Source organism: Streptacidiphilus sp. MAP12-20 (assembly GCF_041262525.1).
Lineage (GTDB): Bacteria > Actinomycetota > Actinomycetes > Streptomycetales > Streptomycetaceae > Streptacidiphilus.
Genome location: NZ_JBGCCK010000011.1, coordinates 181,725 through 204,506, shown reverse-complemented (window position 1 = coordinate 204,506; position 22,782 = coordinate 181,725). Strand labels below are relative to the sequence as shown.

The following is a 22,782-nucleotide window of genomic DNA, read 5'->3' as shown; positions in this document are numbered from 1 at the left end:
CAACCCATTTGTTACCGAGCGCGGGCCCTCTCAGGCGCGCTCGGCCGCGCCGCGCTCCACGCAGAGCTCGTTGCCGTCCGGGTCGAGGAGGGTGACCCAGCCGGTGCCGTCGGGGCGGCGGTGGTCCTCGTGGAGGGTCGCGCCGAGGGCGAGGAGGCGGGTGACCTCCTCGTCGCGGGTGCGGTCGGTGGGGGCGAGGTCGAGGTGGACCCGGTTCTTGACGGTCTTGCCCTCGGGCACGGTGATGAAGAGAAGGCGCGGCCAACCGCTGTCCGGCGGCGCCAGGCTGGCCTCTGGATCGCCGGGGAAGTCGTCGTCGGCGAGCGGCCAGCCCGTCACCTCGGACCAGAATCCGGCCAGCGTGTAGGCGTCGCTCGCGTCGAAGGTGATGCTGTGCATGAGGGAGCTCAACGGTTCTCCTGAGGACGAGTCACTGTGGCCTGGTCATCCTGCCACCACCGGTGCCTCCTGATGCTGTGTCACAACCGGCCTCGGGCGGCGCTGATCCAGGGCCTGCGCTACTTCGCGGCGCGCCCGCCGCGCGGTTGAGCGACGCGGCGCAAGCCGCAACCGCGTACGGTTCGTCCACGCCGCATTGTCCGAAGCGGAGTGGGACGAACCGCAGGAGCTGCTTCTAGGGTCACCGGAACCCGAGCAGAAGAGGGGCAGCCCCGTGAACTGGCTCATCCACGACTACCGCGAGGACGACCTGGCCGCCGTCGTCCACCTGATCGACAGCACGGCAGGTCTCGGCCAGGAGTCCGTGTTCTCGCTCGCCGAGTGCATCGCCGCGCTGACCTCGCGCCAGCCGGCCGTCGTCGCCGTGCACGACGGGGTGCCGATCGGGGCGGCGCTCGCGCAGGTCGCGGGCGCGGGTGAGCGCGCGTGGGTGATGCGGATCGCGATCGCGCCCGCCTGGCGCGGACGCGGCCTGCCGAGCGCGCTGCTGCGCGAGCTTGAGCGGCGGCTGGTGGACGCGCGGGTGCGGCGGATCGCCTACGTGCTGCCCGAGGAGGAGCTGCTCGGCGAGGGCCTGCGCAACGCCGGCTACGAACGCCGTCCGGCCGCGGCGTACTTCGAGAAGACCGAGCCGGCCGCAGGCTCCGCCGCAGGATCGCTGGAGGAGCTGGGCGGGCGGGTGCTCGGCGGCGACCTGTGGGAGCAGGTCGCCGGGATGACGGCGGAGAAGGACCTGATCGAGCGCCGGATCGTGCTGCCGCTCGCCGAACCCGAGCGCGCCGCCCGGCACGGCGTGCGGCCGCCGCGTGCGATCACCCTCTTCGGCCCACCCGGCACCGGCAAGACCACCTTCGCCCGCGCGATCGCCTCGCGGCTGGGCTGGCCCTTCGTCGAGCTGCTCCCCTCCCGCCTCGCCGACGAGGGCAATCTGGCGGCGGCGCTGCGCAGCGCCTTCACCCGGATCGGCGAGCTGGAGCGGGTGCTGGTCTTCATCGACGAGGTCGAGGAGATCGCCCCGGTGCGCGGCGAGGCCGGGCAGGGCGGCGGCGGGGGCGTGGGCGGCGGTATGCACGCGATGCACGGGGTGACCAACGAGCTGCTCAAGCTGATCCCCGGCTTCCGCGAGCGCGACGGCCGGCTGCTGGTCTGCGCGACCAACTCGGTCCGCTCGATCGACCCGGCGTTCCTGCGCACCGGCCGCTTCGACTACGTGATCCCGATCGGCACCCCCGATCCGGCCGCGCGCGCCGCGATCTGGTCCCGCTACGCGCCGGCGCTCGGCCGCACCGATGTGGACGTGACGGCGCTGGTCGAGGCGAGCGAGCGCTTCTCCCCCGCCGACATCGAGCACGCCGCGCGCCTGGCCGCGCAGACCGCGTTCGAGCGCGACGACGCCGAGGCGGGCGCGAGCACGGCCGACTACCTGGACGCGATCGCCGCCAGCCGACCGACCGTCACCACCGCGATGGTCGAGGCCTTCCGCGCCGACATCGGCTCGCACGCCCGACTGTGAATCCTGGGGCGAGAGTTACTGTTTGGTAACGAGTCTGGTCCAAGCGTTCGCTTTGTTTCATCCCGCTGCCACTTTGTTACCGGGCAGTCGTCATCTGGCTGTTCGAGAGTCCCTGGGTTGGAGTCGCGTTCTCTCGTTCCGGAGGCCATTGTGGCGCCCGTCACTCGTCGTACCTTCCTCGGTTCCGCCGCCGCGCTCGGCGCGGCCCTGGGCCTGGAGTCCCTGCCCGGCAGCGCCACGCGCGCGGCGGCGGCAACCACCGGCACCATCACCGACGTCAAGCACGTCGTCGTGTTGATGCAGGAGAACCGCAGCTTCGACCACTACTTCGGCGCCATGAAGGGCGTGCGCGGGTTCGGCGACCGCGCCACCATTCAACTGCCGGGCGGTGACAGCGTCTTCAACCAGCCCAACGGGTCCGGACGCCAGTACCCGTGGCAGCTCAGCGCGACCAACACCTGGTGGTGGGGCGCGAGCAAGGAGCAGCTGGCGCAGTGCGACGGGTCGCTCGACCACTCGTGGTCGACCCAGCACTCGGCCTGGAACAACGGCAAGATGGACAACTGGGTCTCCGCCAAGAACTCGGTGCGGACGCTCGGGTTCATGGCCCGAAGCGACATCCCGTTCCACTACGCGCTGGCCGACAACTACACCATCTGCGACGCCTACCACTGCTCGATCCTGTCGGCCACCGGCCCCAACCGCACCTATCTGTGGTCCGGGCAGATCGACCCGTCGGGCGCGGCCGGCGGTCCCGCCTACGACGGCGGCTCGGAGTCGGGCCTGAAGTGGCAGACCTACGCCGAGGCGCTGCAGAACGCCGGGATGAGCTGGAAGGTCTACCAGAACGCGAGCGACAACTACGGAGACAACGCGCTGGCCTACTTCTCCCAGTTCAGCAGCGCCCCCTCGTCCAGTCCGCTGGCCCAGCACGGCATGGGCTCGGTGCCGTCGACCGGCTCCACGCCCGACGACATCGCCGCCGCCATCAAGGCCGACGCGCTGGCCGGAACGCTGCCGCAGGTCTCCTGGGTGGTCTCCAACCAGCTCTTCTCCGAGCACCCGGACGGCCCGCCGGAGAACGGCGCGCACTTCGTCAACCTGGTCGTCCAGGCGTTGGCCGCCGATCCCGATGTCTTCGACTCGACCGTGCTGTTCCTCAACTATGACGAGAACGACGGCTTCTTCGACCACGTGCCGCCGCCCGTCGCGCCGTCCGGCACGGCCGGGGAGTTCTACTCCGGCACCAACATCGGGCTCGGCTTCCGCGTCCCGATGATCATCGTCTCGCCGTGGACCCGTGGCGGCTGGGTCGACTCCCAAGTCTACGACCACACCTCGGTGCTGCGCTTCCTGGAGACCTGGACCACCGCCATCGGCACGCCGGCCGCCTGTCCGAACATCTCCACCTGGCGCCGCCAGGTCTGCGGTGACCTGACCGGCGCGTTCGACTTCGCCAACCCGGTCTACGGGCTCCCGGGCCTGCCGGACACCAGCGCGACCATCAGCCAGGCCACCGCCAACACCATGATCAACCCGAGCCCGGGCACCAACTCCCTGCCCACCCAGGAGCCGGGCACCAAGCCCGCCCGCGCACTGCCCTACCAGCCCAACGCCTGGGTCGACCGGATCGAGTACGACGCCAACGGCAAGACCCTGCTCTGGATCGACCTGGCCAACCAGGGCCCGCAGGCCACCGCGTACGCCCACTACTCGCTCTACGCCAACGCCTACCGCAGCGGCGGCCCCTGGCAGTACACCGTCGCCCCCTACAGCAACGGCACCGACGGCAGCACCAGCGACTTCTTCAACATCGGTACCGGCTACGGCGACGGGCAGTACGACCTCACCTGCGTCGGCCCCAACCGCTTCCTGCGCCGCTTCACCGGCAACGCGACGACGGCCGGCAAGAGCTGCGAGGCCACCACGTCCTACGCGCCGGCCCCGGACACGGGCAAGGAGTCGGTCTGGTTCACCATGACCAACACCGGGACCAGCACGGTGACCTTCACCATCACCACCACGAACTACCGCAGCGACGGCCCCTGGACCTACCAGGTCGCCGCCGGGGCGTCGGTCTCGGACTACTTCAACGCGATCGCCTACACCAACGGCTGGTACGACTTCACGGTCACCGTCAGCGGCGACTCGAGCTGGAGCCGCCGCGCGACGGGCCACATCGAGACGGGGAGCGCGAGCGTCAGCGGCTGACGGTCAGCAGCTGATCAGCCGCCGGCGGACAGCGCCATCAGCGCCAGGTCGTCCTGCCGGCTCTCGGAGTACGCGGCGAGGTCGTCGCCCAGGAAGGCGATGACCTTCGCCGGAGAGCACTCCGGCCCGCCTGCGCCCGCCGGGAACCGCTCGGCCAGGCGCGACCTGAGCGGGTAGAAGCGCCCGTCGGCGTCGCGGGCCTCGCTCGCGCCGTCGGTGTAGAGGAGCACGACCTCCTCCGGCGCCAGCCGGTGCCGGAGGAGCTCGCCGCTCGGTCCGCCCAGGTCGCCGAGTCCGAGGGGCAAGGCGGCTGGGGTGCGGAGCGTGCGGACCGCGCCGTCGGCGACCAGCAGCGGGTCCAGGTGGCCGCGGTTGACGACGGTGAGCCCGCCGTCCGCGTCGTACTGGACCAGGATCGCGGTCGCGAAGAGCTCGCCGTCGCCGGTCAGCGCCGCTTCGCGCAACAGCCGCCGGTCCATCCGGGCGGCCACCTCCTCCAGGTCGGCGACCTCGTGCGCCGCCTCCCGAAAGGCGCTCAGCACGGCGGAGACCGTCTCCACCGCCGTCAGGCCCTTGCCTCGCACGTCACCGACCAGGGCCCGGCAGCCGAACGGCGTCGTGGCCAGGTCGTAGAGGTCACCGCTGATCGGCGTGCCGGCCTCGGCCGGACGGTAGAGGGCGGCGGTCCGGAGCCCGCCGACCCGGTCGGGCACCGGGCGCAGCAGGGTCTGCTGGAGCGCCTCCGCGACGGACCGGGCGGCGACCAGGTCGCGGAACTGCCTGCGCCGCTGGCGCGCCAGGGCGGCCGAGACCAGCGCGACCATGCCGGTCACGGCGTAGGCCATGACGTGGTGCTGCTCGGTGACGTGCTGCTGGGGCAGCGCGACGACGGCCTGCAGTCCGAGCGAGACGAGGGCGAGCAGCCAGACGACGCGCGGCCCGCTGGAGAAGGCGGCGAAGGCCGGCAGCGCGATGAAGAGGAAGCCGACGGCGAAGCGACCGGCCGGCGTGACCTCCAGCAGCAGGCCGACCGCGACGAGCGCGAGGGGCAGCGCGCGGACCCAGCGCGGCGGCGTCGGAATCCCCCCGGCGAGCGCGGTCAGACGGCTGGACGGACTTGGAACCACACCCATTTCCCGCCCTCCTCCCGCTCGCATCCCCACTCGTCGCTCAGCGCCTGGATCAGGTCCAGCCCGCGCCCCGACTCGGCGGGCCCGTCCTGCGGAACGCGTTCCGCCATGGGGACGGACGAGGTCGGCCGCAGCGCGCGGGGGTCGCTGTCGAAGACCGCGCAGTACATCGTGCCCGTGCCGGAGTCGACCGAGAGCTCGACGGTGACCTGCGCACCGACCGTGTGTTCCACGGCGTTGGCGACCGCCTCGGTGACCAGCAGCTGGCCTCGGTCGGCCACGTCCTGGTCATGCGGAGCGGCGAGCGCCGCGACCGTGTGGCGGGCCTGGGAGGCCGCCCTGGCGTGGCGGGGGAGCCGCAGGATCGCGGCCGAGCTGCGGGCATGCGCGTTCATGTCGTTCCCCTCGGCAGGACGGGCGCGGGCACCGGCGGTGAGCCGTAGGAAAGGGAGCGGCGGCGGGGCACCACCTCGCCGACGCCGCTCCCCCTCTGTCCTCGAGCCTAGGCGGACGAGCCCGCCGTTCCCTGTGCCCAAAGGTGGATCCCCGACGGCCGAAGGTGTACAGCGCGTCAGGCCGAAGGGCCTGTCCGAGGCTCGAACAAGCCGGACGCGCAGGTGTCGCCGAACGAGCGGCGCCATCCGGACAGAGCGGTGTCTCGCGCACTTCCTCGCGCCCCCGACGGGTTGCCTGGCTAGGCTTCGAACATGGCTCCAGCTCTGCGATTTTCGACCGGCCCCGGTCGGTGGGTCCTGGCCGCCACCGTGCTGGGGTCGGCGTTGGCGTCGATCGACGCGACGGTCGTCGGGATCGCACTGCCCGCGATCGGGCGGGATTTCGGGGTCGGGTTGGCCGCGCTGCAGTGGGTGGTCACCGCCTACACGCTCACGCTCGCGGGCCTGCTGCTGGTCGCCGGATCGCTCGGGGACCGCTACGGGCGCAAGCGGTACTTCCTGATCGGGGTCGTCTGGTTCGCGCTCGCGTCCGCGCTCTGCGGGCTCGCGCCCAACGCGCCGACGCTCATCGCCGCCCGTGCGCTGCAGGGCGTCGGCGCCGCCCTGCTCACGCCGGGGAGTCTCGCCATCCTCGAGGCCTCGTTCGTGCCCGAGGACCGGGGCCGGGCGATCGGCGCGTGGTCCGGGCTGAGCGGGGTCGCCACCGCCGTCGGACCGTTTCTCGGGGGGTGGCTCGTCCAGGCCGTCTCCTGGCGGCTGATCTTCGCGATCAACCTGCCGGTCGCCGTGCTGGTCGTGGTGCTCGCGCTGCGGCACGTGCCCGAGTCCCGCGACCCGGGGACCGTCGGCGCGCGGATCGACATCGTCGGCGGGCTGCTGGTGACGCTCGGGCTGGTCGGGCTCACCTACGGCCTGATCGAGGGGCCGTCCAGTGGATGGCGCAGCGGCAGCGTGCTCACCGCGTTGGTCGGCGGCGTGCTGCTGCTGGTCGCCTTCGTCCGGTGGGAGGCGGCGACACCCGCCCCCATGCTGCCGCTCTCGCTCTTCGCCGCGCGGCAGTTCACCGCGACGAACGTGGTCACGTTCGTGATGTACGGGGCGCTCGGCGGCGTGCTCTTCCTGCTGCCGATCCAGTTGCAGCAGGTCTCCGGCTACTCGGCGCTCCAGGCCGGGATCTCGCTGCTCCCGCTGACGCTGATGATGCTCGCGCTCTCCGCCCGCTCCGGCGCGCTCGCCGCGCGGATCGGACCTCGGCTGCAGATGAGCGTCGGGCCCTGCCTGGTCGGGCTGGGCATCGGACTGCTGGCGGCCGTGAACGGCTCGGGCTCCTACGTCACCGAGGTGCTGCCGGCCGTGCTGGTGCTGGGCCTCGGGCTGGCCGCGACAGTGGCGCCGCTGACCTCCACGGCGCTCTCCTCCGCACCGGCCGCGCACGCGGGCATGGCGTCGGCCGTCAACAACGACGTCGCCCGCGCCGCCTCGCTCATCGCGGTCGCCGTGCTCCCGGCGCTCGCCGGGATCACGGGTTCCGCATACCTGCATCCCGCCGAGTTCTCGGCGGGCTTCCACCGCGCCTCACTGATCTCGGCGGCGCTCTGCGTGCTCAGCGGCCTGCTGGCCGCGGCGCTCATCCGCAACCCCGTCCGCGCGAAAGCGACGGAGGCCGAGGAGGCAGCGCCGCAGCACAGCTGCGGTCTGGACGCGCCGCCGCGTCACCAGGGCGGCTGATCAGCGGCTGACCGTCAGCCGCTGACGCTCGCGCTGCCGGTCTCGATGTGACCGGTGACGCGGCGGCTCCAGCTGGAGTCGCTGCTGACGGTGACCGTGAAGTCGTACCAGCCGTTCTGGTACGCCACCGCGTTGAAGTGGTCCGAGACCGTCGCCCCGGCCGCGACCTGGTAGGTCCACGGTCCGTCGGTGCGGTAGTTGTTGGACTTGACCGTGAAGGTGACGCTGCCGGTGCCGGTGTTCGTCAGGTGCACCCAGAGCGCCTCCTGCCCGGTGTCCGGTGCGACGGCGTAGCTGGTGGTCGCCTCGCAGGTCTTGCCGGCCGCCGTGGTGTTGCCGGTGAAGCGGCGCAGGAAGCGGTTCGGGCCGACGCAGGTGAGGTCGTACTTGCCGTTGCCGTAGTTGGTGCCGATGTTGTAGTAGTCGCTGGTGCTGCCGTCGGTGCCGTTGCTGTAGGGGGCGACGGTGTACTGCCACGGGCCGCCGCTGCGGTAGGCGTTGGCGTAGACGGAGTAGTGGGCGTAGGAGGTGGCCTGCGCACCCTGGTTGGCCATCTTGAGCCAGAGCAGCGTCTTGCCGTTCGCGTCGAACTCGAGGTGGTCGACCCAGGCGTTGGGCTGGTAGGGCAGCGCGCGGGCGGGCTTGGTGCCGGACTCCTGCACGGGCAGGGAGTTGGTGGTCGGGCCCGGGTTCGGCAGCGGGTCGCAGTTGGCCTGCCCGAAGACCGCGCTGGTGGCGGGCAGGGCGGGAACCCCGTAGACCGGGTTGGCGAAGTCGAAGGCGGCGGTGAGGTCGCCGCAGACCTGGCGACGCCAGGCAGAGATGTTGTTGCAGACCGCCGGGGTGCCGAGCGCTGCGGTCCAGGTCTCCAGGAAGCGGATCACCGAGGTGTGGTCGTAGACCTGGGAGTCGACGAAGCCGCCGCGGGTCCAAGGGGAGGCGATGATCATCGGGACGCGGAAGCCGAGGCCGATGTTGGTGCCGGAGTAGAACTCGGCTGCGGTGCCCGAGGGCGCGGCGGGCGGCGGGACGTGGTCGAAGAAGCCGTCGTTCTCGTCGTAGTTGAGGAACAGCACCGTCGAGTCGAAGGTGGCGGAGTCCGCCGCGAGCGCCTGGACGACGAGGTTGACGAAGTGCGCGCCGTCGTTCGGCGGGCAGTCGGGGTGCTCGGAGAAGGCCTGGTTGGCGACGACCCAGGAGACCTGCGGCAGCGTCCCGGCGAGCGCGTCGGCCTTGATGGCGGCGGCGATGTCGTCCGGGGTGGAGCCGGTGACGGCCGGCACGGAGGCCATGCCCTGCTGGTAGAGGGCGCTGCTGGTAGAGGCGCCTGTGAACTGGTTGAAGTAGGCGAGGCCGTTGTCGCCGTAGTTGTCGTTGGCGTTCTGGTAGACCTTCCAGCTCACCCCGGCGTTCTGCAGGGCCTCGGCGTAGGTCTGCCAGGACAGGCCGGACTCGGAGCCGCCGTCGTAGGCGGGGCCGCCGGCGCTGCCGGAGGGGTCGATCCAACCCGACCAGAGGTAGGTGCGGTTGGGGCCCGTCGCCGACAGGATCGAGCAGTGGTAGGCGTCGCAGATGGTGTAGGCGTCGGCCAGCGCGTAGTGGAACGGGATGTCGCCGCGCGAGAGGTAGCCCATGGTGCGGTTGGAGCCCTTGGCGGAGATCCAGGAGTCCATCTTCCCGTTGTTCCACGCCTTGTGCTGCGTCGACCAGGAGTGGTCGAGCGAGCCGTCGCACTGGGCGATGGTCTCCGAGGTCTGCCCCGAGGCGGGCGCGGTGGTGCTCATCTGCCACGGGTACTGGCGACCTGACCCGTTGGGCTGGTCGAAGACGTTGTAGCCGCCGGACAGTTGGACGGTGGCGCGGTCGCCGAACCCGCGCACGCCCTTCAAGGTGCCGAAGTAGTGGTCGAAGCTGCGGTTCTCCTGCATCAGCACGACGACGTGCTTGACGTCGGTGATCGTGCCAGTGGTCGCTGCCGCGGCGCGTGGGGCGCTGCCGGGCAGGGACTCCAGGCCCAGGGCCGCGCCGAGCGCGGCGGCGGAACCAAGGAAGGTGCGACGAGTGACGGGCGCCACGAGAGTCCTCCGGAACGAGAACGAGAGAGTTCGACGTGGGGACTATGGAGCGCGCAAGTGACCTGAGCCCCCATCCAAGGTGGCAGGGACATGAAGCGGAGCCTACCGTTTGGACCAGACTCGTTATCGCTTTGTGATGTTGGAACTCGCCTGTCGCTGACCCGCCCTCAGATGAGCGCCCGACCCGAGCTTCTCCAGATACCTTCCAAGAAAGGTAGTCTGAATCCATCCGACCGCCGCTCGGCCGATCCGACCCCACCCGCAAGGAGCCGTCCGACGTGGACTCCGCCGCCTCCCTCCCGTTCACCGAGGCCATACCGGCCCCCAGTGACGGCGACGACGAGCCCCTCCGAACCGGCGGTCTCCGCCTGCTGCTCATCCTCGGCGCGCTCTCCGCCTTCGGGCCGCTGAGTCTCGACATGTACCTCCCCGGACTGCCCCAACTGGCCGGGGACTTCCACGTCTCCGACGCCGCCGTCCAGCTCACCCTCACCAGCTGCCTCATCGGTCTGGCCCTCGGCCAGCTGGTCGCCGGTCCGATGGCGGACGCGTGGGGGCGGCGCAGGCCGCTGCTGATCGGGCTGGCCGCCTACGCGCTGGCGTCCGTGCTCTGCGCGCTCGCGCCCTCGGTCGAGACGCTGACCACGCTGCGGATCGTCCAGGGCCTGGCAGGCGGCGTCGGCATCGTGATCTCCCGTGCCGTCGTCTCCGACCTGCACAAGGGCGTCGCGGCCGCCCGGTTCTTCTCCGCGCTGATGCTGGTCAACGGCACCGCACCGATCCTCGCGCCGGTCATCGGCGGACAGTTGCTGCGCTTCACCGACTGGCGCGGGGTCTTCCTCGCGCTCGCGCTGATCGGCTGCCTGCTGCTGGCCGCGGCGGCACTGGGCCTGCGCGACACGCTGCCCCCGGCCGGGCGCAGGCGGGGCGGGCTCGGCGAGACCCTGCGCGGCATGGGCGCGCTGCTGCGCGGCCGTGCGTTCGTCGGCTACGCGCTCTGCGGCGGCTTCGCGCTGGCGGCGATGTTCGCCTACATCTCGGGCTCGTCGTTCGTGCTGCAGAACGTCTACGGGCTCGACGCGCAGACTTTCAGTTTCGTCTTCGGCAGCAACGCACTGGGCATCGTGCTGTTGGGGCAGCTCAACGGGCTGCTGCTGCGCCGCTTCGCGGTCGAGACGCTGCTCCGCGCCGGGCTGCTGCTGAGCGCGACGGGCGGGCTCGGCCTGCTGGCGTCGGTGCAGTTCGGCTTCGGCCTGCCCGGCGTGCTGGCCAGCCTCTTCGTGCTGGTCTCCAGCATCGGCCTGATCGGCCCGAACTCCACCGCGCGGGCCATGGAGGGCCACCCGGGCCGGATCGGCGCGGCCTCCGCGCTGGTCGGCCTGCTGCAGTACGGCGTGGGCGGCCTCGCCGCCCCGCTGGTCGGCCTCGGCGGCAGCGGGACGGCGCTGCCGATGGCGAGCGTGGCGGCGTCCTTCGCGCTGGCGTCGGTGCTGGTCTACGCGCTGCTGGTGGGCAGGCGCTCGACCGGGGGCTCGACCCCGGTACCGATCCAGCGGACCACGTCCGCCGCGCGGTAGGCCGCGCCCTTCGGGGCGAGCGCGGCGAGAAAGCCGAGGTCCTTGCCGAGCGTCAGCAACGGCGGCTCCTCGCGGCCGCCGGGGCGGCGCTGGCCCAGCCGGACGGTCGCCAGCAGCCCGTTGCAGAGACACTGCCGCCCTGCCGTGTCGGCGGCCTGCCCGCCCTTGCGGACGTAGGCCGCGACCGGCTCCGCGGAGCAGCGGTAGTCGAGTCCGCCGTCGGCGCGGCGCACGGGCGGCCGGTTGCACGATCAGGGGCGCGGGGCTCTGCTTGATCAACTGCGCGCGCGGCAAGCCACCGGGGAGGTGGGTCCCCGAACGAGCAGGGCCATCGGCACGGCGGCAGGTGGTTACGCGCGCGCAGTTGATCAAGCAGAGCCCCGCGCCCCCAGATCGTGCAACCTCAGCTGGTGAGGCCGCGTTCGACGAGATCGAGGGTCGATTCCAGGACCGCTGCGAAGTCCTCAGGACCGCAGCTGGCGAGGGGGCCGTCGATGGTGAGCAGCGCCAGCCCGTGCAGGGCAGCCCACGCCGGCAGCTCGGCCCCGGGCCTGCGCTCCGCCGGTATCAGGCCGACGGCCAGCAGCGCGTCCAGCGCCGCGCCCACGGTCTGGAAGGCGCGGTACTCCCCCAGTGCCTCCGGGCCGACGGCCAGTTCCCGTGCGCCGTGGCAGAAGGCCGTGCGGAAGAGGCCCGGTTCCGCCTGGGCGAAGCCCACATACGCCGCGCCCAGCGCCCGCAGCCGCTCCCGTGGCCCGACGACGGCGTCCAGCGCGGCGTCCAGCGCGTCCGCCAGCAACTCGTGGCCGCGCTCCTTCGCGACGCGCAGCAGCTCCTCGTGGGAGGAGAAGTGCCGGTAGGCCGCCGCCGCGGAGACGCCCGCGCGGCGGGCGGCCTCGCGTAGGACCACCGCCTCCGGGCCGCCCTCGCGGGCGAGAGCGACCGCCTCGCGGGCGAGCGCGTTGGCGAGGTCGCCGTGGTGGTAGCGGGCGCGGGCGGAGAACCGGGAGTGGGGCACACCCCGATTCTGCCGCCCGCGACGCGGAAACGTGACGTCAGACGGACTTCTGGTAGGAACGGAAGGTCCGCATGGAGAGCCAGATCGCACCGGCTGCCAGCAGCACCAGCCACCCGCCGTGGCTCAGCACGGACCACCAGTCGGCGTGCTCGGACATCGCCGCACGGCCCGCCTCCAGCGCCCAGTTGACCGGGTTGAACCGGGCCACGACCTGCATCCAGTGCGGCATCAGACCGGTGGTCATGAAGGCGGAGGAGAGGAAGGTCAGCGGCAGCAGCATGAAGGTGTTGATGCCGATGATCGACTCACGCTCCCGCACCAGCATGCCTATCGCATTGGAGAAGGCCCCGAAGACCGCGCCCAGCACGGACGAGGCGACGACCAGCACCAGCAGGCCCGCTGCCCCGCCGGGGTAGTGCGCGCCGCCGAGCCAGCCCAGCAGCACGATGACGACCGACTGGAAGGCCGTGGTCAGTGTCTGCATCAGCACATTGGCGTTCATGATCGCGCTGCGGTGCACCGGCGTGATCAGGAAGCGGTTCAGGGTGCCGCGCTCGATCTCCTCGAGCGTGCCCATGCCGGCCCACATGTTGGAGGAGACGGCGCTCATCACGATCACGCCGGGGACCAGGTAGTCGAGGTAGCTGCCCGCGCCAAAGCCCGGGATCTCGACCACCCTGCGGAACAGTGCGCCGAAGAGGAAGAGCCAGATCACCGGCTGGATCAGCGTGATGATCAGGTACGCGGGCTGCCGCAGGAACGCCATGAACTGGCGCTGCGTCATGAACCACGTCTCGCGCACGGCCGCGGAGGGAGCGAAGACTGCGGTGCTCATCGGGAGGCTCCTTCGGCCGCGTGCTCGATCACGTTCTCGGCGGCCGCGAAGCTGCGGCCCGCGTAGCGGAGGTAGACGTCGTCCAGCGAGGGACGGGAGACCGTGACCGCGGCGACGCTCGCGCCGATCCGGTCCAGTGCGGCGAGCACGGCCGGGACCGCCGCGGCGCCGTCGTCCGCGCGAGCCGCCACCCGGCGGCCGTCGACGGTGATGTCCCTCAGGCCCGACACCGCGCCGAGCGCGCCGACCACCGGCAGCTCGTCGGCCGCAGGACGCGACAGTTCCACCGCCACCGCGTCGCCGTGCAGTTCGCCCTTGAGCGCGTCGGGCGTGCCCTCGGCGACGATACGGCCACGGTCGACGATGGCGAGGCGGGCGGCGAGCTTGTCGGCCTCCTCCAGGTAGTGCGTGGTGAGCAGGATGGTCAGGCCCTCGGCGCCGGCGAGACGCTCGATCTCCTCCCACATCGCCGTGCGGGCCTCCGGGTCGAGGCCCGTGGTCGGCTCGTCGAGGAAGAGCACCTGCGGGCGGTGGACCAGCCCGATCGCGACGTCGAGGCGGCGCAGCATGCCGCCCGAGTACGTTTTCACCTGACGCCTGGCGGCCTCGGTGAGGTCGAACCGGGCGAGCAGCTCGTCGACCCTGCGGGTCAGTTCGACGCCGCCCATGCCGTAGAGGCGGCCCTGCAGCAGCAGGTTGTCACGGCCGGTGGCGACCGGATCCGCGCCGGAGCGCTGGGCGACGACGCCGATGGCTCGGCGGACCTTGGCGTGTTCGCGGGCCACGTCGAAGCCGGCCACCGTCGCCGTGCCGGAGTCGGCGGCGGCCAGGGTGGTGAGGATCTTGACGGTGGTGGACTTGCCCGCGCCGTTCGGGCCGAGCAGGCCGAAGACGATGCCGGGCTCGACGCTGATGCTGAGCCCGTCCAGCGCGCGGACGCCCTCGGGCGCGGCCTTGCCGCGGCCCTTGGGGTGGTAGGTCTTGACGAGGTCGACGGCGTGCACGGCCGCGCCCGCCCCGCCGCTCTGTTCGGCGGCGCGGTCGGGGACGGCGCCGGGTGACGGCGTCCTGGTGTCGGTGTTCATGACGGGGTTCCTCCGGTCGTGACGGCTTGGTGCTGCCGATCTACGGCGGGGGATCCGGGCTACGATGGGGATGCGTGTTCCTCGTAGCTACCAGATCCTGTTGGTGATGCTGTCTGTTGCCGCAGGCCGGTCGCGAGGTCCCGGCCCCCGCTGGTGTTGCCGCACCGGGCGGGGGCCCTTTTCGGTTGTCGGTTCTTCCGGCTCAGAGGTCGGGATGCGGCAGTTCCGCCGCCCGTGCCTCCAGCTCCGTCCACTCCTGGGGTGGCCGGCCGGTGGCGTGGTACTCACGCCAGCCGTCCAGGCCGCTGAGCGTGCCGGCGTCCATCTCCTCGATCAGGCCGAGCAGCCACGCCCGCTCCGCGCGTTGCATCGCGAGCGCGTACTCGGCCTCGATCAGGAAGACCCGCGGCAGCACCGCGACACACTGTTCCAGCGCGGTGACCTGCGCTGACACACTGTCATCGAGCGCCGCCAGCCGCTTGCGCAGCAGCGCGGCGACCTCGTCCGGCGGGAAGGTGCCCGCCAGCGAGAGGCCGGCCTCGAACTGCGGATACTCCTTCGCCGGGACGCTGAGCAGCTCCGACAGCCAGTCGTGCAGCTCGGCGCGACCGGCGTCGGTGAGGCCGTAGACCGTGCGCTCGGGCCTGCGGCCGTCGCGCTCGGTACCCGCGGCCTCGATGAAGCCATGTCGTTCCAGGTTCTGGACGACGGTGTAGAGCGAACCGAAATTGATCTTGATGCTGCCCTGCTTGCCACGCTGGCGCAGCACCTGTGACATCTCGTAGGGGTGACGCGGATGCTCACTGCAGAGCGAGAGCACGGCCAGGGCGAGCGGATTGCTCAGCTTGCGCTTGCCCACCCGAGCCACCTCCTCACTTACTCGTAGCCGAGTATATGACCACGGGTATAGCGCGTGTCAATACGCTATATCGCGATAGCCTTCCCGGCCTTCTCCCAGTTCGAGTTCAGCGTGTCCAGGTACTGCCGCGCCTGCGGGCCGAGCGCCACGCCGCGCGCGAAGGCCCGCATGTTGCCGGGACCGGTGTTGTACCCGAGGGCGAGGAGCTGGTCCTTGGTGAGCCCGCCGGCGCGATCGGCCGGCAGCTGCGCGGCCAGCTCGTGCAGGTACCAGGCCTCGGCCTGGATCGCGAGATCCGGGTCGTCGGGCAGCTCGAGCCAGGACCGCCCGGCGAACGAGCGGCCCTGCTTCACCTCGTCGAAGGTGGCCTGGTGCATGTTGGCGACGCCGAGCGAAGCGGTCGGCTTCAGCTTCAGCCAGGACCGCTCGAAGGAGGGGTCGTGCGGCTTGTAGTCCTCGTTGTAGAGCACCGCCATCACCAACTGCGGGTCCACACCCGCCTGCCCGGCGCGCTCGCGCACCTGGGCCGCGAACTGGGCCGGGTCGTAGCTGCCGGTGTACCAACTGCCGCCCGTCCCGGACGGCTTGGGCACACCGGAGGCCGGGGCGGACGTGGGCCCCCGGCCGCCCGGCGAACCGGTAGGACCGGCGGCGGGCCCTGACGAATGCGTGTCCTGACCGTGCGACACCCCCCAGAGCAACAGCCCGGCCACCGGAATGACCACCCACCAGCCACGGGAGGAACGCGCCACGGCCCGCTCACCCCACCGAGGAGTAGGCGATGATCCCGCGTCGGATTCCGTCGACCGCCTTGCGGGCCGCCGAACGCACCGCTCCGTCCTCCGGCGCGGCGTTGGCGATCTGGCCCAGCACGTCGATCAGCTGACGCGTCCAGCGGACGAAGTCGCCGGCCGGCATGTCGGCCTCGCGCAGCACCTTGTCGAGCGGATCGCCCGAGGCCCAGCGGAACGCCGTCCAGGCGAAGCCGAGATCCGGCTCGCGCTGGCCCCAGTTCTCCATGGTGGAGAGCTTGTGCTGCTCCTCCAACGCGTCCAGGTGGCCCCAGAGCCTGATCATCTCGCCGAGCGCCTCACGCGCCTTGCCGTCGGGCAGCTTGACCGCGCCGCCCTCGTCGTCGGCGCGCCGCGACTCGTAGACCAGCGCCGAGGCGCAGGCTGCGAGCTCCGCCGGGGAGAGACCCTCCCAGACGCCCTCACGCAGGCACTCCGAGGCCAGCAGGTCCAGGTCGCCGTAGAGGCGGCCCAGGCGGCGGCCGTGGTCGGTGACGCTGTCACCCGCCAGGTAGTCCAGATCGGTCAGCAGTGCGCAGACCCGGTCGAAAGTGCGCGCGATCGTGTGCGTGCGGGAGCGCATCCGGCGCTCCAGCTGCTCGGTGTCGCGCTTGAGCCGGTCGTAGCGCTCGGCCCAGCGGGCGTGGTCCTCGCGCTCGTCGCAGCCGTGGCAGGGATGCTGCCGCAGCTCGACGCGGAGCCGCGCGAGCTCCGGGTCGTCCGCGGCCGCCGCGCGGCCCTTGCGGACGTGGCCCGGATCGATGTGCCCGGCCTTGCTGCGCAGCGCCGAGGCGAGATCCCGGCGCGACTGCGGACTGCGCGGGTTGAAGCTCTTCGGGATGCGGACCCGTTCGATCGCCTCGACCGGGACCGGGAAGTCGATCAACGCGAGCCGCTTGACCTGCCGCTCTGCGGTGAGCACCACCGGACGCGGGCCGTCGCTGTAGTCCTGCCGGGTGCCGTGCCGGCTGACCGGCGGCAGCCCCGGATCCAGCACCAGCGCGAGCCCGGCGAAGCGGCCGGTCGGCACGTGGATGACATCGCCGGGGCGCAGCTTCTCCAGCGAGTCGGCCGCGCTGGCCCGGCGCTGCGCGGCGCCCTCGCGGGCGAGCAGCGTCTCGCGGTCCTTGAGGGCCCGACGCAGGCCCATGTACTCCTCGAAGTCGCCGAGGTGGCAGGTGACCGCCTCCCGGTAGCCGGCCAGTCCCTCCTCGTTGCGCTGCACCTGGCGGGCGATGCCGACGACGCTGCGGTCCGCCTGGAACTGTGCGAACGAGGTCTCCAGCAGCTCCCGCGCGGTGTGCCGGCCGAACTGGCCGACCAGGTTGACCGCCATGTTGTACGACGGCTTGAACGAGGAACGCAGCGGATACGTGCGCGTCCCGGCCAGGCCCGCCAGGGCGGCCGGGTCGAGCCCCGGCTGCCAGAGCACGACGGCGTGGCCCTCGACGTCGATCCCGCGCCGCCCGGCGCGGCCGGTCAGCTGGGTGTACTCGCCCGGCGTGACGTCGGCGTGGGTCTCGCCGTTCCACTTGACCAGCTTCTCCATGACGACCGAGCGGGCCGGCATGTTGATGCCCAGCGCCAGCGTCTCCGTCGCGAAGACCGCCTTGCACAGGCCACGCTGGAAGAGCTCCTCGACGACCTCCTTGAAGGTCGGCAGCATGCCCGCGTGGTGGGCGGCGATGCCGCGCTCCAGCGCGTCCAGCCACTCGAAGTAGCCCAGCACGTGCAGGTCCTCGGCCGGGATGTTCGAGGTGCGGGCCTCGACGAGCCGGCGCACCTCGGCACGCTCGGCGTCGTTGTTGAGCCGCAGGCCCGCCTGCAGGCACTGCTGGACAGCGGCCTCGCAGCCCGCCCGGCTGAAGATGAAGGTGATCGCGGGCAGCAGGTTCTCGGCGTCGAGCCGGTCGATGACCTCGACGCGGCTGGGCGTCCAGGCGCGCCCGGGGCGGCCGTTGGACATCGAGCGGCCACGGCCGCGCTTCTCGAAGCGGTCCCTGCCGTAGCCACGCCGGTCCTGCTCGGCGCGGGCCAGGCGCACCAGCTCCGGGTTGACGTCGGCCTCTCCCCCGCGTCCTGCGCCGCCGTCGCGCTTGCGTCCCGAGGCGCGCTCCTCGGCGACGCGGGAGGTGAACAGGTCGTACATCTTGTGCCCGGCCAGCACGTGCTGCCAGAGCGGCACCGGGCGGTGCTCGGAGACGATGACCTTGGTGCCGCCGCGCACGGTGTCCAGCCAGTCGCCGAACTCCTCGGCGTTGGAGACGGTGGCCGAGAGCGAGACCAGGGTGACCGACTCGGGGAGGTGGATGATGACCTCCTCCCACACCGCGCCGCGGAAGCGGTCGGCGAGGTAGTGCACCTCGTCCATGACCACGTAGCCGAGGCCGTTCAGCGTGCTGGAGCTCGCGTAGAGCATGTTGCGCAGCACCTCGGTCGTCATCACGACGACGGGAGCCTCGCTGTTGACCGTGTTGTCGCCGGTCAGCAGGCCGACCTTGTCCGCGCCGTAGCGCTTGACCAGGTCCTGGAACTTCTGGTTCGACAGCGCCTTGATCGGCGTCGTGTAGAAGCACTTGCGGCCCTCGGCGAGCGCGAGGTGCACGGCGAACTCGCCGACGATCGTCTTTCCCGAGCCCGTCGGCGCGGCGACGAGCACGCCCTCGCCGCCCTCCAGCGCCTGGCAGGCCTCGATCTGGAACGGGTCCAGCGGGAAGTCGTACAGCTGCCGGAAGGCGTGCAGCGAGCTCGACTCCTCCTTCGCGCGACGGCGGGCCGCGGCGTAGCGCTCGGAGGGGCTGAGGCTCTCCTCGTCCTGCGAGGTCGTGGACGGGTCAGTCACCGCGCCACCTCTTCCCTGATCGGGCGCTGGGGAGCGCGGCTCTGGACATAGGTGAAGTGAAGGAGCATCTCAGCAAGGAGCGTACCCGCCAGGGCCGACACTCCACCTCAAGATTGTTTACGCGCTACCTCGGCCCGGGCCACCGCTCAGGTGACGTCGTCCGGGTGGTAGACCATCGGCTCGCCGGCGGCCAGCTCGGTGGCGTTGACCGGCTCCGGGATCGGCAGGTCGTCCGCGCCGAGCGCGGCGGGACGCAGGTCGAGCGAGGAGGCCTGGTCCGGGTCGAGCAGGCTGTCCGGGTCCTCTGACGCCTTGCGGCGGGCGACGGCCTTGTCCCGCAGGGTGGCTACGCCGACGGCGGCGAAGTAGAGGATGCAGATCGGCACCGCGAGCACGGTCATGGTGAGCGGGTCGCCGGTCGGAGTGGCGATCGCCGAGAAGACGAAGATGCCGAAGACCGCGCCGCGCCACCAGCCGCGGAGCCGGGCGGCGCTGATCACCCCGAGGAAGTTCAGCGCGACCAGCAGCAGCGGGATCTCGAAGGAGAGCCCGAAGACCAGCACCATCCGGATGAAGAAGTCCAGGAAGTCGGCGCCGGAGATGGCGAGGGAGAAGCTGCCGGGGTTGAAGCCGGCCAGGATGCCCAGGGCCTTGGGGAAGATCACGTAGGCCAGGTAGGCGCCGCCGAGGAAGAGAGGCACGGCGGCGACGACGAAGCTCAGGCCGTACTTCTTCTCCTTCTTGTACAGGCCGGGCGCGACGAAGGCCCAGAGCTGGTAGCTCCACACCGGGCTGGCGATGACCAACCCGATCATCATCGAGACCTTGAAGGTGAACGACAGCGGGGAGAGCACGCCGTTGTTGACCAGCAGGCCGTTGGGGCAGGCCGCGGACTTCTGGCCGTACCCCTTCACGCCGGCGATGTGGCAGGCCGGCTGAACCAGTTCGTTGATGGCCCAGTCGTGGATGACCCAGCCGATGATCGTCGCGACGATCAGGCCCAGCACCGAGACGATGAGCCGGTAGCGGAGCTCACGGAGGTGCTCCGCGAGTGGCATCCGGCCGTCGTCGTTCTTCGAAGGCTTCGACTGCGGCCTCTTCTGGGTGTCGCTCACCGTGCGGCTGTGTCCCTGCGAGAAGAGTGAGTTGGAGGGTGGAGCGGCGGATCAGCTCTGAACGGTCGGCTGCTTGTCCTCGACGGGGCGCGCGGAGGCGGTGTCACCCGGGCTGGACTGGATCGTCTTGGGGGCGGCGGCGGCCTGCTCCTCGGACGTCTGGACGTTGGCGACGGTGGCGTCCTTCTTGCCGTCGTCCTTCATGGCGCCGACTTCGGACTTCAGGATGCGCAGGGACTTGCCGAGGGCACGCGCGGAGTCAGGGAGCCGCTTGGCCCCGAAGAGCAGCAGCACGATGACCGCAATGATGATGATTTCAAGTGCGCGGTTTTCGAGCATCGGGGTTCCCTCTTCGTCGTCGTGTCTGCGCCGATGATACGCACCGTGAAGGCACGGTCGTCCAGGGCGTCGCAGCAGATCTTGCCGCTTCGACGCATCTTCGATACTACGCGGATCAGTTTGGGGCTTGAATAGACGGTGAGGCCCCCGTGAACGCGAGTTCTCCACCGAGCCGGGCGACGCCTTCCGCGGCGACCTCGACCTCCCGGCCGGCCCGACCGATCCGGTCAGCGCCGCGCTGCAGGGCACGCGCCAACGCGAGGACCTCGCGGTAGGCGAGCACGGCGAGACACCCGAGCACCAGCAGCCCCGCGGTCGTTAGGCCGATGATCATCCACGTCATGCTCTCAGCTTAGCTCCGAGGGCGGGGAGAACTGCTTGCGCTCCCGCAGGTGGTTGCACCACCAGGGGCGCGGGGAACTGCGCGACAAGCCACCCACGCAAGTAGAGCCCCGAACGCGCAGGGCCATCCGCTCGTCAGTGGTTGCTCGCGCAGTTCCTCGCGCCCCCGAGGCGCTACGCGCCTACGTGCAGCCGCATCGTCGGCACGCCCGCACCCGTCAGCGCAGCGATGATGCGGTCGCCCGCGTGCTTGCGGACCGCCACGCCGCACGCCGGGCAGGTGAAGCTGTAGAAGGTCCGTTCCTTCGTCCGGCCCAGCGCGAGCCGGAAGGCTCGCGCGTCCAGCTCGGCTGTGGAGCGGCAGTCCGGGCAGGATGCCCGAAAGCGACGCGGGGACGCGACCGCGCTCATCCGTCGTACCGGGCCAGGGCCAGGGCCGCGACCTCGCGGGCGCGGTCGGCGAGGGACTGCGGGGAGACGACACGGCCGTCGGGGCCGAGCCGCAGCACCAGGCGGAGCAGGGTCGCCGGGTCCGGCGTGCGCAGCACGATCCGCAGGCCGCCGTCCGGGCGCTCCTCCGCCGCCTCGTGCGTGTAGTACTCGGCGACCCAGCGCCCACCGGGGCCGACCTCCAGGACCACCTGCGGGTCGTCGCTCGACGGGCGGACCAGGCCCTCGGACAGGTCGCGCAGCTCCAGCGGCGGCGGGTCGGACGGGGTGTCCAGCACTTTGATCTCCGCGATCCGGTCCAGCCGGAAGATACGCCGGTCCTCGGAGAGCCTGCACCAGGCCTCGAGATAGGTGTGTCCCTCGGTGACCAGGCGGATCGGGTCGACCTCGCGCTCGGTGAGCTCGCCGCGGCCGGAGGACCAGTACTGCAGCCAGAGCCGCTTGCGCTCGGTGAAGGCGCGGTCGATCTCGGCGAAGACGTCGCCCTCGGCCTCGAAGGTCACCCCCACCCGGGTGCTGCCCTCGGCCACGTCCCCCGCCGCCGCCTCCAGCTTGGCGACCGCGCGGGTCAGCGCCTGGCGGTCGCGCTCGCGCAGGCCCGGCAGCCCGGCCACGGCCCGCGCCGCGACCAGCAGCGAAGTCGCCTCGTCGGCCGCGAGCCGCAGCGGCTGGGCGACGTCGTCGGGGTTGTGCCACCAGATCTGCTCGCCGTCGGTGTCGATGTCGAGCAGATCGCCACCGCGGAAGCTGGTGCCGCACATGGGCAGCACGCTCAGGTCGCGGATCAGCTCGCGCTCGCTGACCCCGAAGGCGCGGGCGACCTCGCTGACCCTGGCCCCCGGCCGCTCCCGCAGGTAGGTGACGAGCGACAGCATCCGCCGCGTCTGGTCGATGGCGCTACTCATGCTCCGACCTCACTCTCGACACTCGAGCCACCCGCGACCGCGCGCAGCCGGGCGATGACCTCGGCGCGCAGCTCGGCCGGCTCCAGCACCACCGCGTCCGGGCCGAACTCGACCAGGTCCGCCGCCAGGCCGTGGCCGTAGGGGATCTCCAGCTCGTCCCACTCGGCGTCCACCGGCTCCGCCGCCAGCGCCTTGGCGCGCAGCGGGAAAGCCGCCTTGCGCCGGACCCGGACGCGGGCACGCTCGGTCGCGCCCTCGCCGGCGAAGCGGGCGACGGTCTGCCGCACGTCCACGTGGTCCGGCACCGGCACGGTGAACTGGCCGCCCTTGGAGCGGACCTTTCCGACGATCCGGCTCAGCCGGAAGACCCGCACGTCCGCGCGGTCCCGGTCCCAGCCGGCCAGGTACCAGTGGCCGTGCCAGAACTCCAGCGCCCACGGCTCAACGGTACGCGGCCCCGCCACGGCGGCGCCGCTCTTGCGGTAGTCGAAGCCGACCGGGCGGCGGTCCCGCGCCGCGACCAGCAGCGGCTCGAACGCGGCCTCGCGCGCGGGGATGCGCGGCTGCAGCGCGGTGCGGCCCTCGGTGTCGTCCTCGGCGAGCGAACCGGCGGCGCGCAGTTTCTGCAGGGCGCCGCTGGCGGCACCCGCCAGCCGGGCCTGCTCCCAGACGCCCGCGGCCAGGCTCAGCGCGGCGGCCTCCTCGGCGTCCAGGTGGATCTCCGGCAGGCTGTTGACGTCACGTCGGGCCAGGTAGCCCAGTTCGCCGTCGAGCGGGTTCTCCACCACCTCGATGACCAGGCCCAGTTCGCGCAGGTCGTCCTTGTCGCGCTCGAACATCCGGTTGAAGGCGTCCTCGCTGACCTGCTCACCCGCCGCCCCCGCCTCGCGGTAGGCCTCGATGGACGACCGCAGTTCCCGCTTGCTCAGCGGGCGCTTGGTGTTCATCAGGCACAGCGCGAGGTTCATCAGGCGCTCGGACTTGGCGATGGGCATCGCTCACCCTTCTCTACACGCGGCACCGACCGCGCCCCGGCACTTTCGACCGGGTATC

General features: G+C 71.6%; 21 protein-coding genes. 4 read left to right on the top strand and 17 right to left on the bottom strand.

What is annotated here, in order from left to right; all coding sequences use genetic code 11:
• Positions 1 to 30: 30 nt before the first annotated feature.
• Positions 31 to 411: a VOC family protein gene (locus ABIA32_RS17510; protein ID WP_370096084.1), complete on the bottom strand. Its 381-nt coding sequence runs from the start codon at positions 409 to 411 to the stop codon at positions 31 to 33.
• Positions 412 to 673: 262 nt separating this feature from the next.
• Here ABIA32_RS17510 and ABIA32_RS17505 point away from each other — a divergent pair, with 262 nt between their 5' ends.
• Together ABIA32_RS17505 and ABIA32_RS17500 are read left to right on the top strand one after the other, a co-directional pair.
• Positions 674 to 1,972, top strand: a complete 1,299-nt coding sequence (locus ABIA32_RS17505) for an ATP-binding protein (protein WP_370096082.1) — start codon at positions 674 to 676, stop codon at positions 1,970 to 1,972.
• A gap of 150 nt (positions 1,973 to 2,122) precedes the next feature.
• Positions 2,123 to 4,183, top strand: a complete 2,061-nt coding sequence (locus ABIA32_RS17500; protein WP_370096080.1) for a phosphocholine-specific phospholipase C — start codon at positions 2,123 to 2,125, stop codon at positions 4,181 to 4,183.
• 14 nt (positions 4,184 to 4,197) lie between these two features.
• Here ABIA32_RS17500 and ABIA32_RS17495 read toward each other — a convergent pair whose 3' ends face one another.
• Together ABIA32_RS17495 and ABIA32_RS17490 are read right to left on the bottom strand one after the other, a co-directional pair.
• On the bottom strand, positions 4,198 to 5,316 hold the full coding sequence (locus ABIA32_RS17495; protein ID WP_370096078.1) for a PP2C family protein-serine/threonine phosphatase: 1,119 nt from the start codon (positions 5,314 to 5,316) through the stop codon (positions 4,198 to 4,200).
• Positions 5,283 to 5,708, bottom strand: a complete 426-nt coding sequence (locus ABIA32_RS17490) for an ATP-binding protein (RefSeq protein WP_370096076.1) — start codon at positions 5,706 to 5,708, stop codon at positions 5,283 to 5,285. The genes ABIA32_RS17495 and ABIA32_RS17490 overlap by 34 nt, the downstream gene beginning before the upstream one ends.
• Positions 5,709 to 6,020: 312 nt before the next feature.
• Here ABIA32_RS17490 and ABIA32_RS17485 point away from each other — a divergent pair, with 312 nt between their 5' ends.
• Positions 6,021 to 7,496: an MFS transporter gene (locus ABIA32_RS17485; RefSeq protein ID WP_370096074.1), complete on the top strand. Its 1,476-nt coding sequence runs from the start codon at positions 6,021 to 6,023 to the stop codon at positions 7,494 to 7,496.
• 14 nt (positions 7,497 to 7,510) lie between these two features.
• On the opposite strand, the gene ABIA32_RS17480 is transcribed toward ABIA32_RS17485, so the two are convergent.
• A complete protein-coding gene (locus tag ABIA32_RS17480) occupies positions 7,511 to 9,571 on the bottom strand; it encodes a phosphocholine-specific phospholipase C (RefSeq protein WP_370096072.1) in 2,061 nt (686 codons plus the stop codon).
• Between the two features lie 278 nt (positions 9,572 to 9,849).
• On the opposite strand from ABIA32_RS17480, the gene ABIA32_RS17475 reads away from it, so the two are divergent.
• Positions 9,850 to 11,148, top strand: coding sequence for a multidrug effflux MFS transporter (locus ABIA32_RS17475; RefSeq protein WP_370096070.1), 1,299 nt, complete (start codon positions 9,850 to 9,852; stop codon positions 11,146 to 11,148).
• Here ABIA32_RS17475 and ABIA32_RS17470 read toward each other — a convergent pair.
• The 13 genes from ABIA32_RS17470 to ABIA32_RS17410 form a co-directional block, all read right to left on the bottom strand.
• Positions 11,067 to 11,381 (bottom strand): hypothetical protein, encoded by a 315-nt coding sequence (locus ABIA32_RS17470; protein ID WP_370096068.1) that lies wholly within the window; start codon positions 11,379 to 11,381, stop codon positions 11,067 to 11,069. The two genes, ABIA32_RS17475 and ABIA32_RS17470, sit on opposite strands and share 82 nt — an antisense overlap.
• 170 nt (positions 11,382 to 11,551) lie before the next feature.
• Entirely contained in the window at positions 11,552 to 12,166 is a 615-nt protein-coding gene (locus ABIA32_RS17465; protein WP_370096066.1) for a TetR/AcrR family transcriptional regulator, read from the bottom strand.
• Between the two features lie 37 nt (positions 12,167 to 12,203).
• A complete protein-coding gene (locus ABIA32_RS17460; protein ID WP_370096064.1) occupies positions 12,204 to 13,001 on the bottom strand; it encodes an ABC transporter permease in 798 nt (265 codons plus the stop codon).
• A complete protein-coding gene (locus ABIA32_RS17455) occupies positions 12,998 to 14,086 on the bottom strand; it encodes an ATP-binding cassette domain-containing protein (RefSeq protein WP_370096062.1) in 1,089 nt (362 codons plus the stop codon). The genes ABIA32_RS17460 and ABIA32_RS17455 overlap by 4 nt, the downstream gene beginning before the upstream one ends.
• A 202-nt stretch (positions 14,087 to 14,288) precedes the next feature.
• Positions 14,289 to 14,945: a PadR family transcriptional regulator gene (locus ABIA32_RS17450; RefSeq protein ID WP_370096060.1), complete on the bottom strand. Its 657-nt coding sequence runs from the start codon at positions 14,943 to 14,945 to the stop codon at positions 14,289 to 14,291.
• Positions 14,946 to 15,010: 65 nt separating this feature from the next.
• Positions 15,011 to 15,697 (bottom strand): transglycosylase SLT domain-containing protein, encoded by a 687-nt coding sequence (locus ABIA32_RS17445; RefSeq protein WP_370096058.1) that lies wholly within the window; start codon positions 15,695 to 15,697, stop codon positions 15,011 to 15,013.
• 7 nt (positions 15,698 to 15,704) lie between these two features.
• Entirely contained in the window at positions 15,705 to 18,578 is a 2,874-nt protein-coding gene (locus ABIA32_RS17440) for a DEAD/DEAH box helicase (protein ID WP_370096056.1), read from the bottom strand.
• 146 nt (positions 18,579 to 18,724) lie between these two features.
• The gene (gene tatC, locus ABIA32_RS17435) at positions 18,725 to 19,693 is read right to left on the bottom strand and encodes a twin-arginine translocase subunit TatC (protein ID WP_370096054.1); all 969 of its coding nucleotides are present in this window, start codon (positions 19,691 to 19,693) and stop codon (positions 18,725 to 18,727) included.
• A gap of 51 nt (positions 19,694 to 19,744) precedes the next feature.
• On the bottom strand, positions 19,745 to 20,032 hold the full coding sequence (gene tatA / locus ABIA32_RS17430; protein ID WP_370096052.1) for a Sec-independent protein translocase subunit TatA: 288 nt from the start codon (positions 20,030 to 20,032) through the stop codon (positions 19,745 to 19,747).
• A 115-nt stretch (positions 20,033 to 20,147) separates the two neighbouring features.
• Positions 20,148 to 20,375, bottom strand: a complete 228-nt coding sequence (locus tag ABIA32_RS17425) for a hypothetical protein (protein ID WP_370096051.1) — start codon at positions 20,373 to 20,375, stop codon at positions 20,148 to 20,150.
• A gap of 173 nt (positions 20,376 to 20,548) precedes the next feature.
• The gene (locus ABIA32_RS17420; protein ID WP_370096049.1) at positions 20,549 to 20,785 is read right to left on the bottom strand and encodes a hypothetical protein; all 237 of its coding nucleotides are present in this window, start codon (positions 20,783 to 20,785) and stop codon (positions 20,549 to 20,551) included.
• Positions 20,782 to 21,729 carry a helix-turn-helix transcriptional regulator gene (locus ABIA32_RS17415; protein ID WP_370096047.1) on the bottom strand — a complete coding sequence of 316 codons (948 nt, stop codon included), beginning with the start codon at positions 21,727 to 21,729 and terminating at the stop codon, positions 20,782 to 20,784. Before ABIA32_RS17415 ends, ABIA32_RS17420 begins: the two co-directional genes overlap by 4 nt.
• Positions 21,726 to 22,724 (bottom strand): helix-turn-helix transcriptional regulator, encoded by a 999-nt coding sequence (locus ABIA32_RS17410; protein ID WP_370096045.1) that lies wholly within the window; start codon positions 22,722 to 22,724, stop codon positions 21,726 to 21,728. Before ABIA32_RS17410 ends, ABIA32_RS17415 begins: the two co-directional genes overlap by 4 nt.
• Positions 22,725 to 22,782 lie beyond the last annotated feature (58 nt).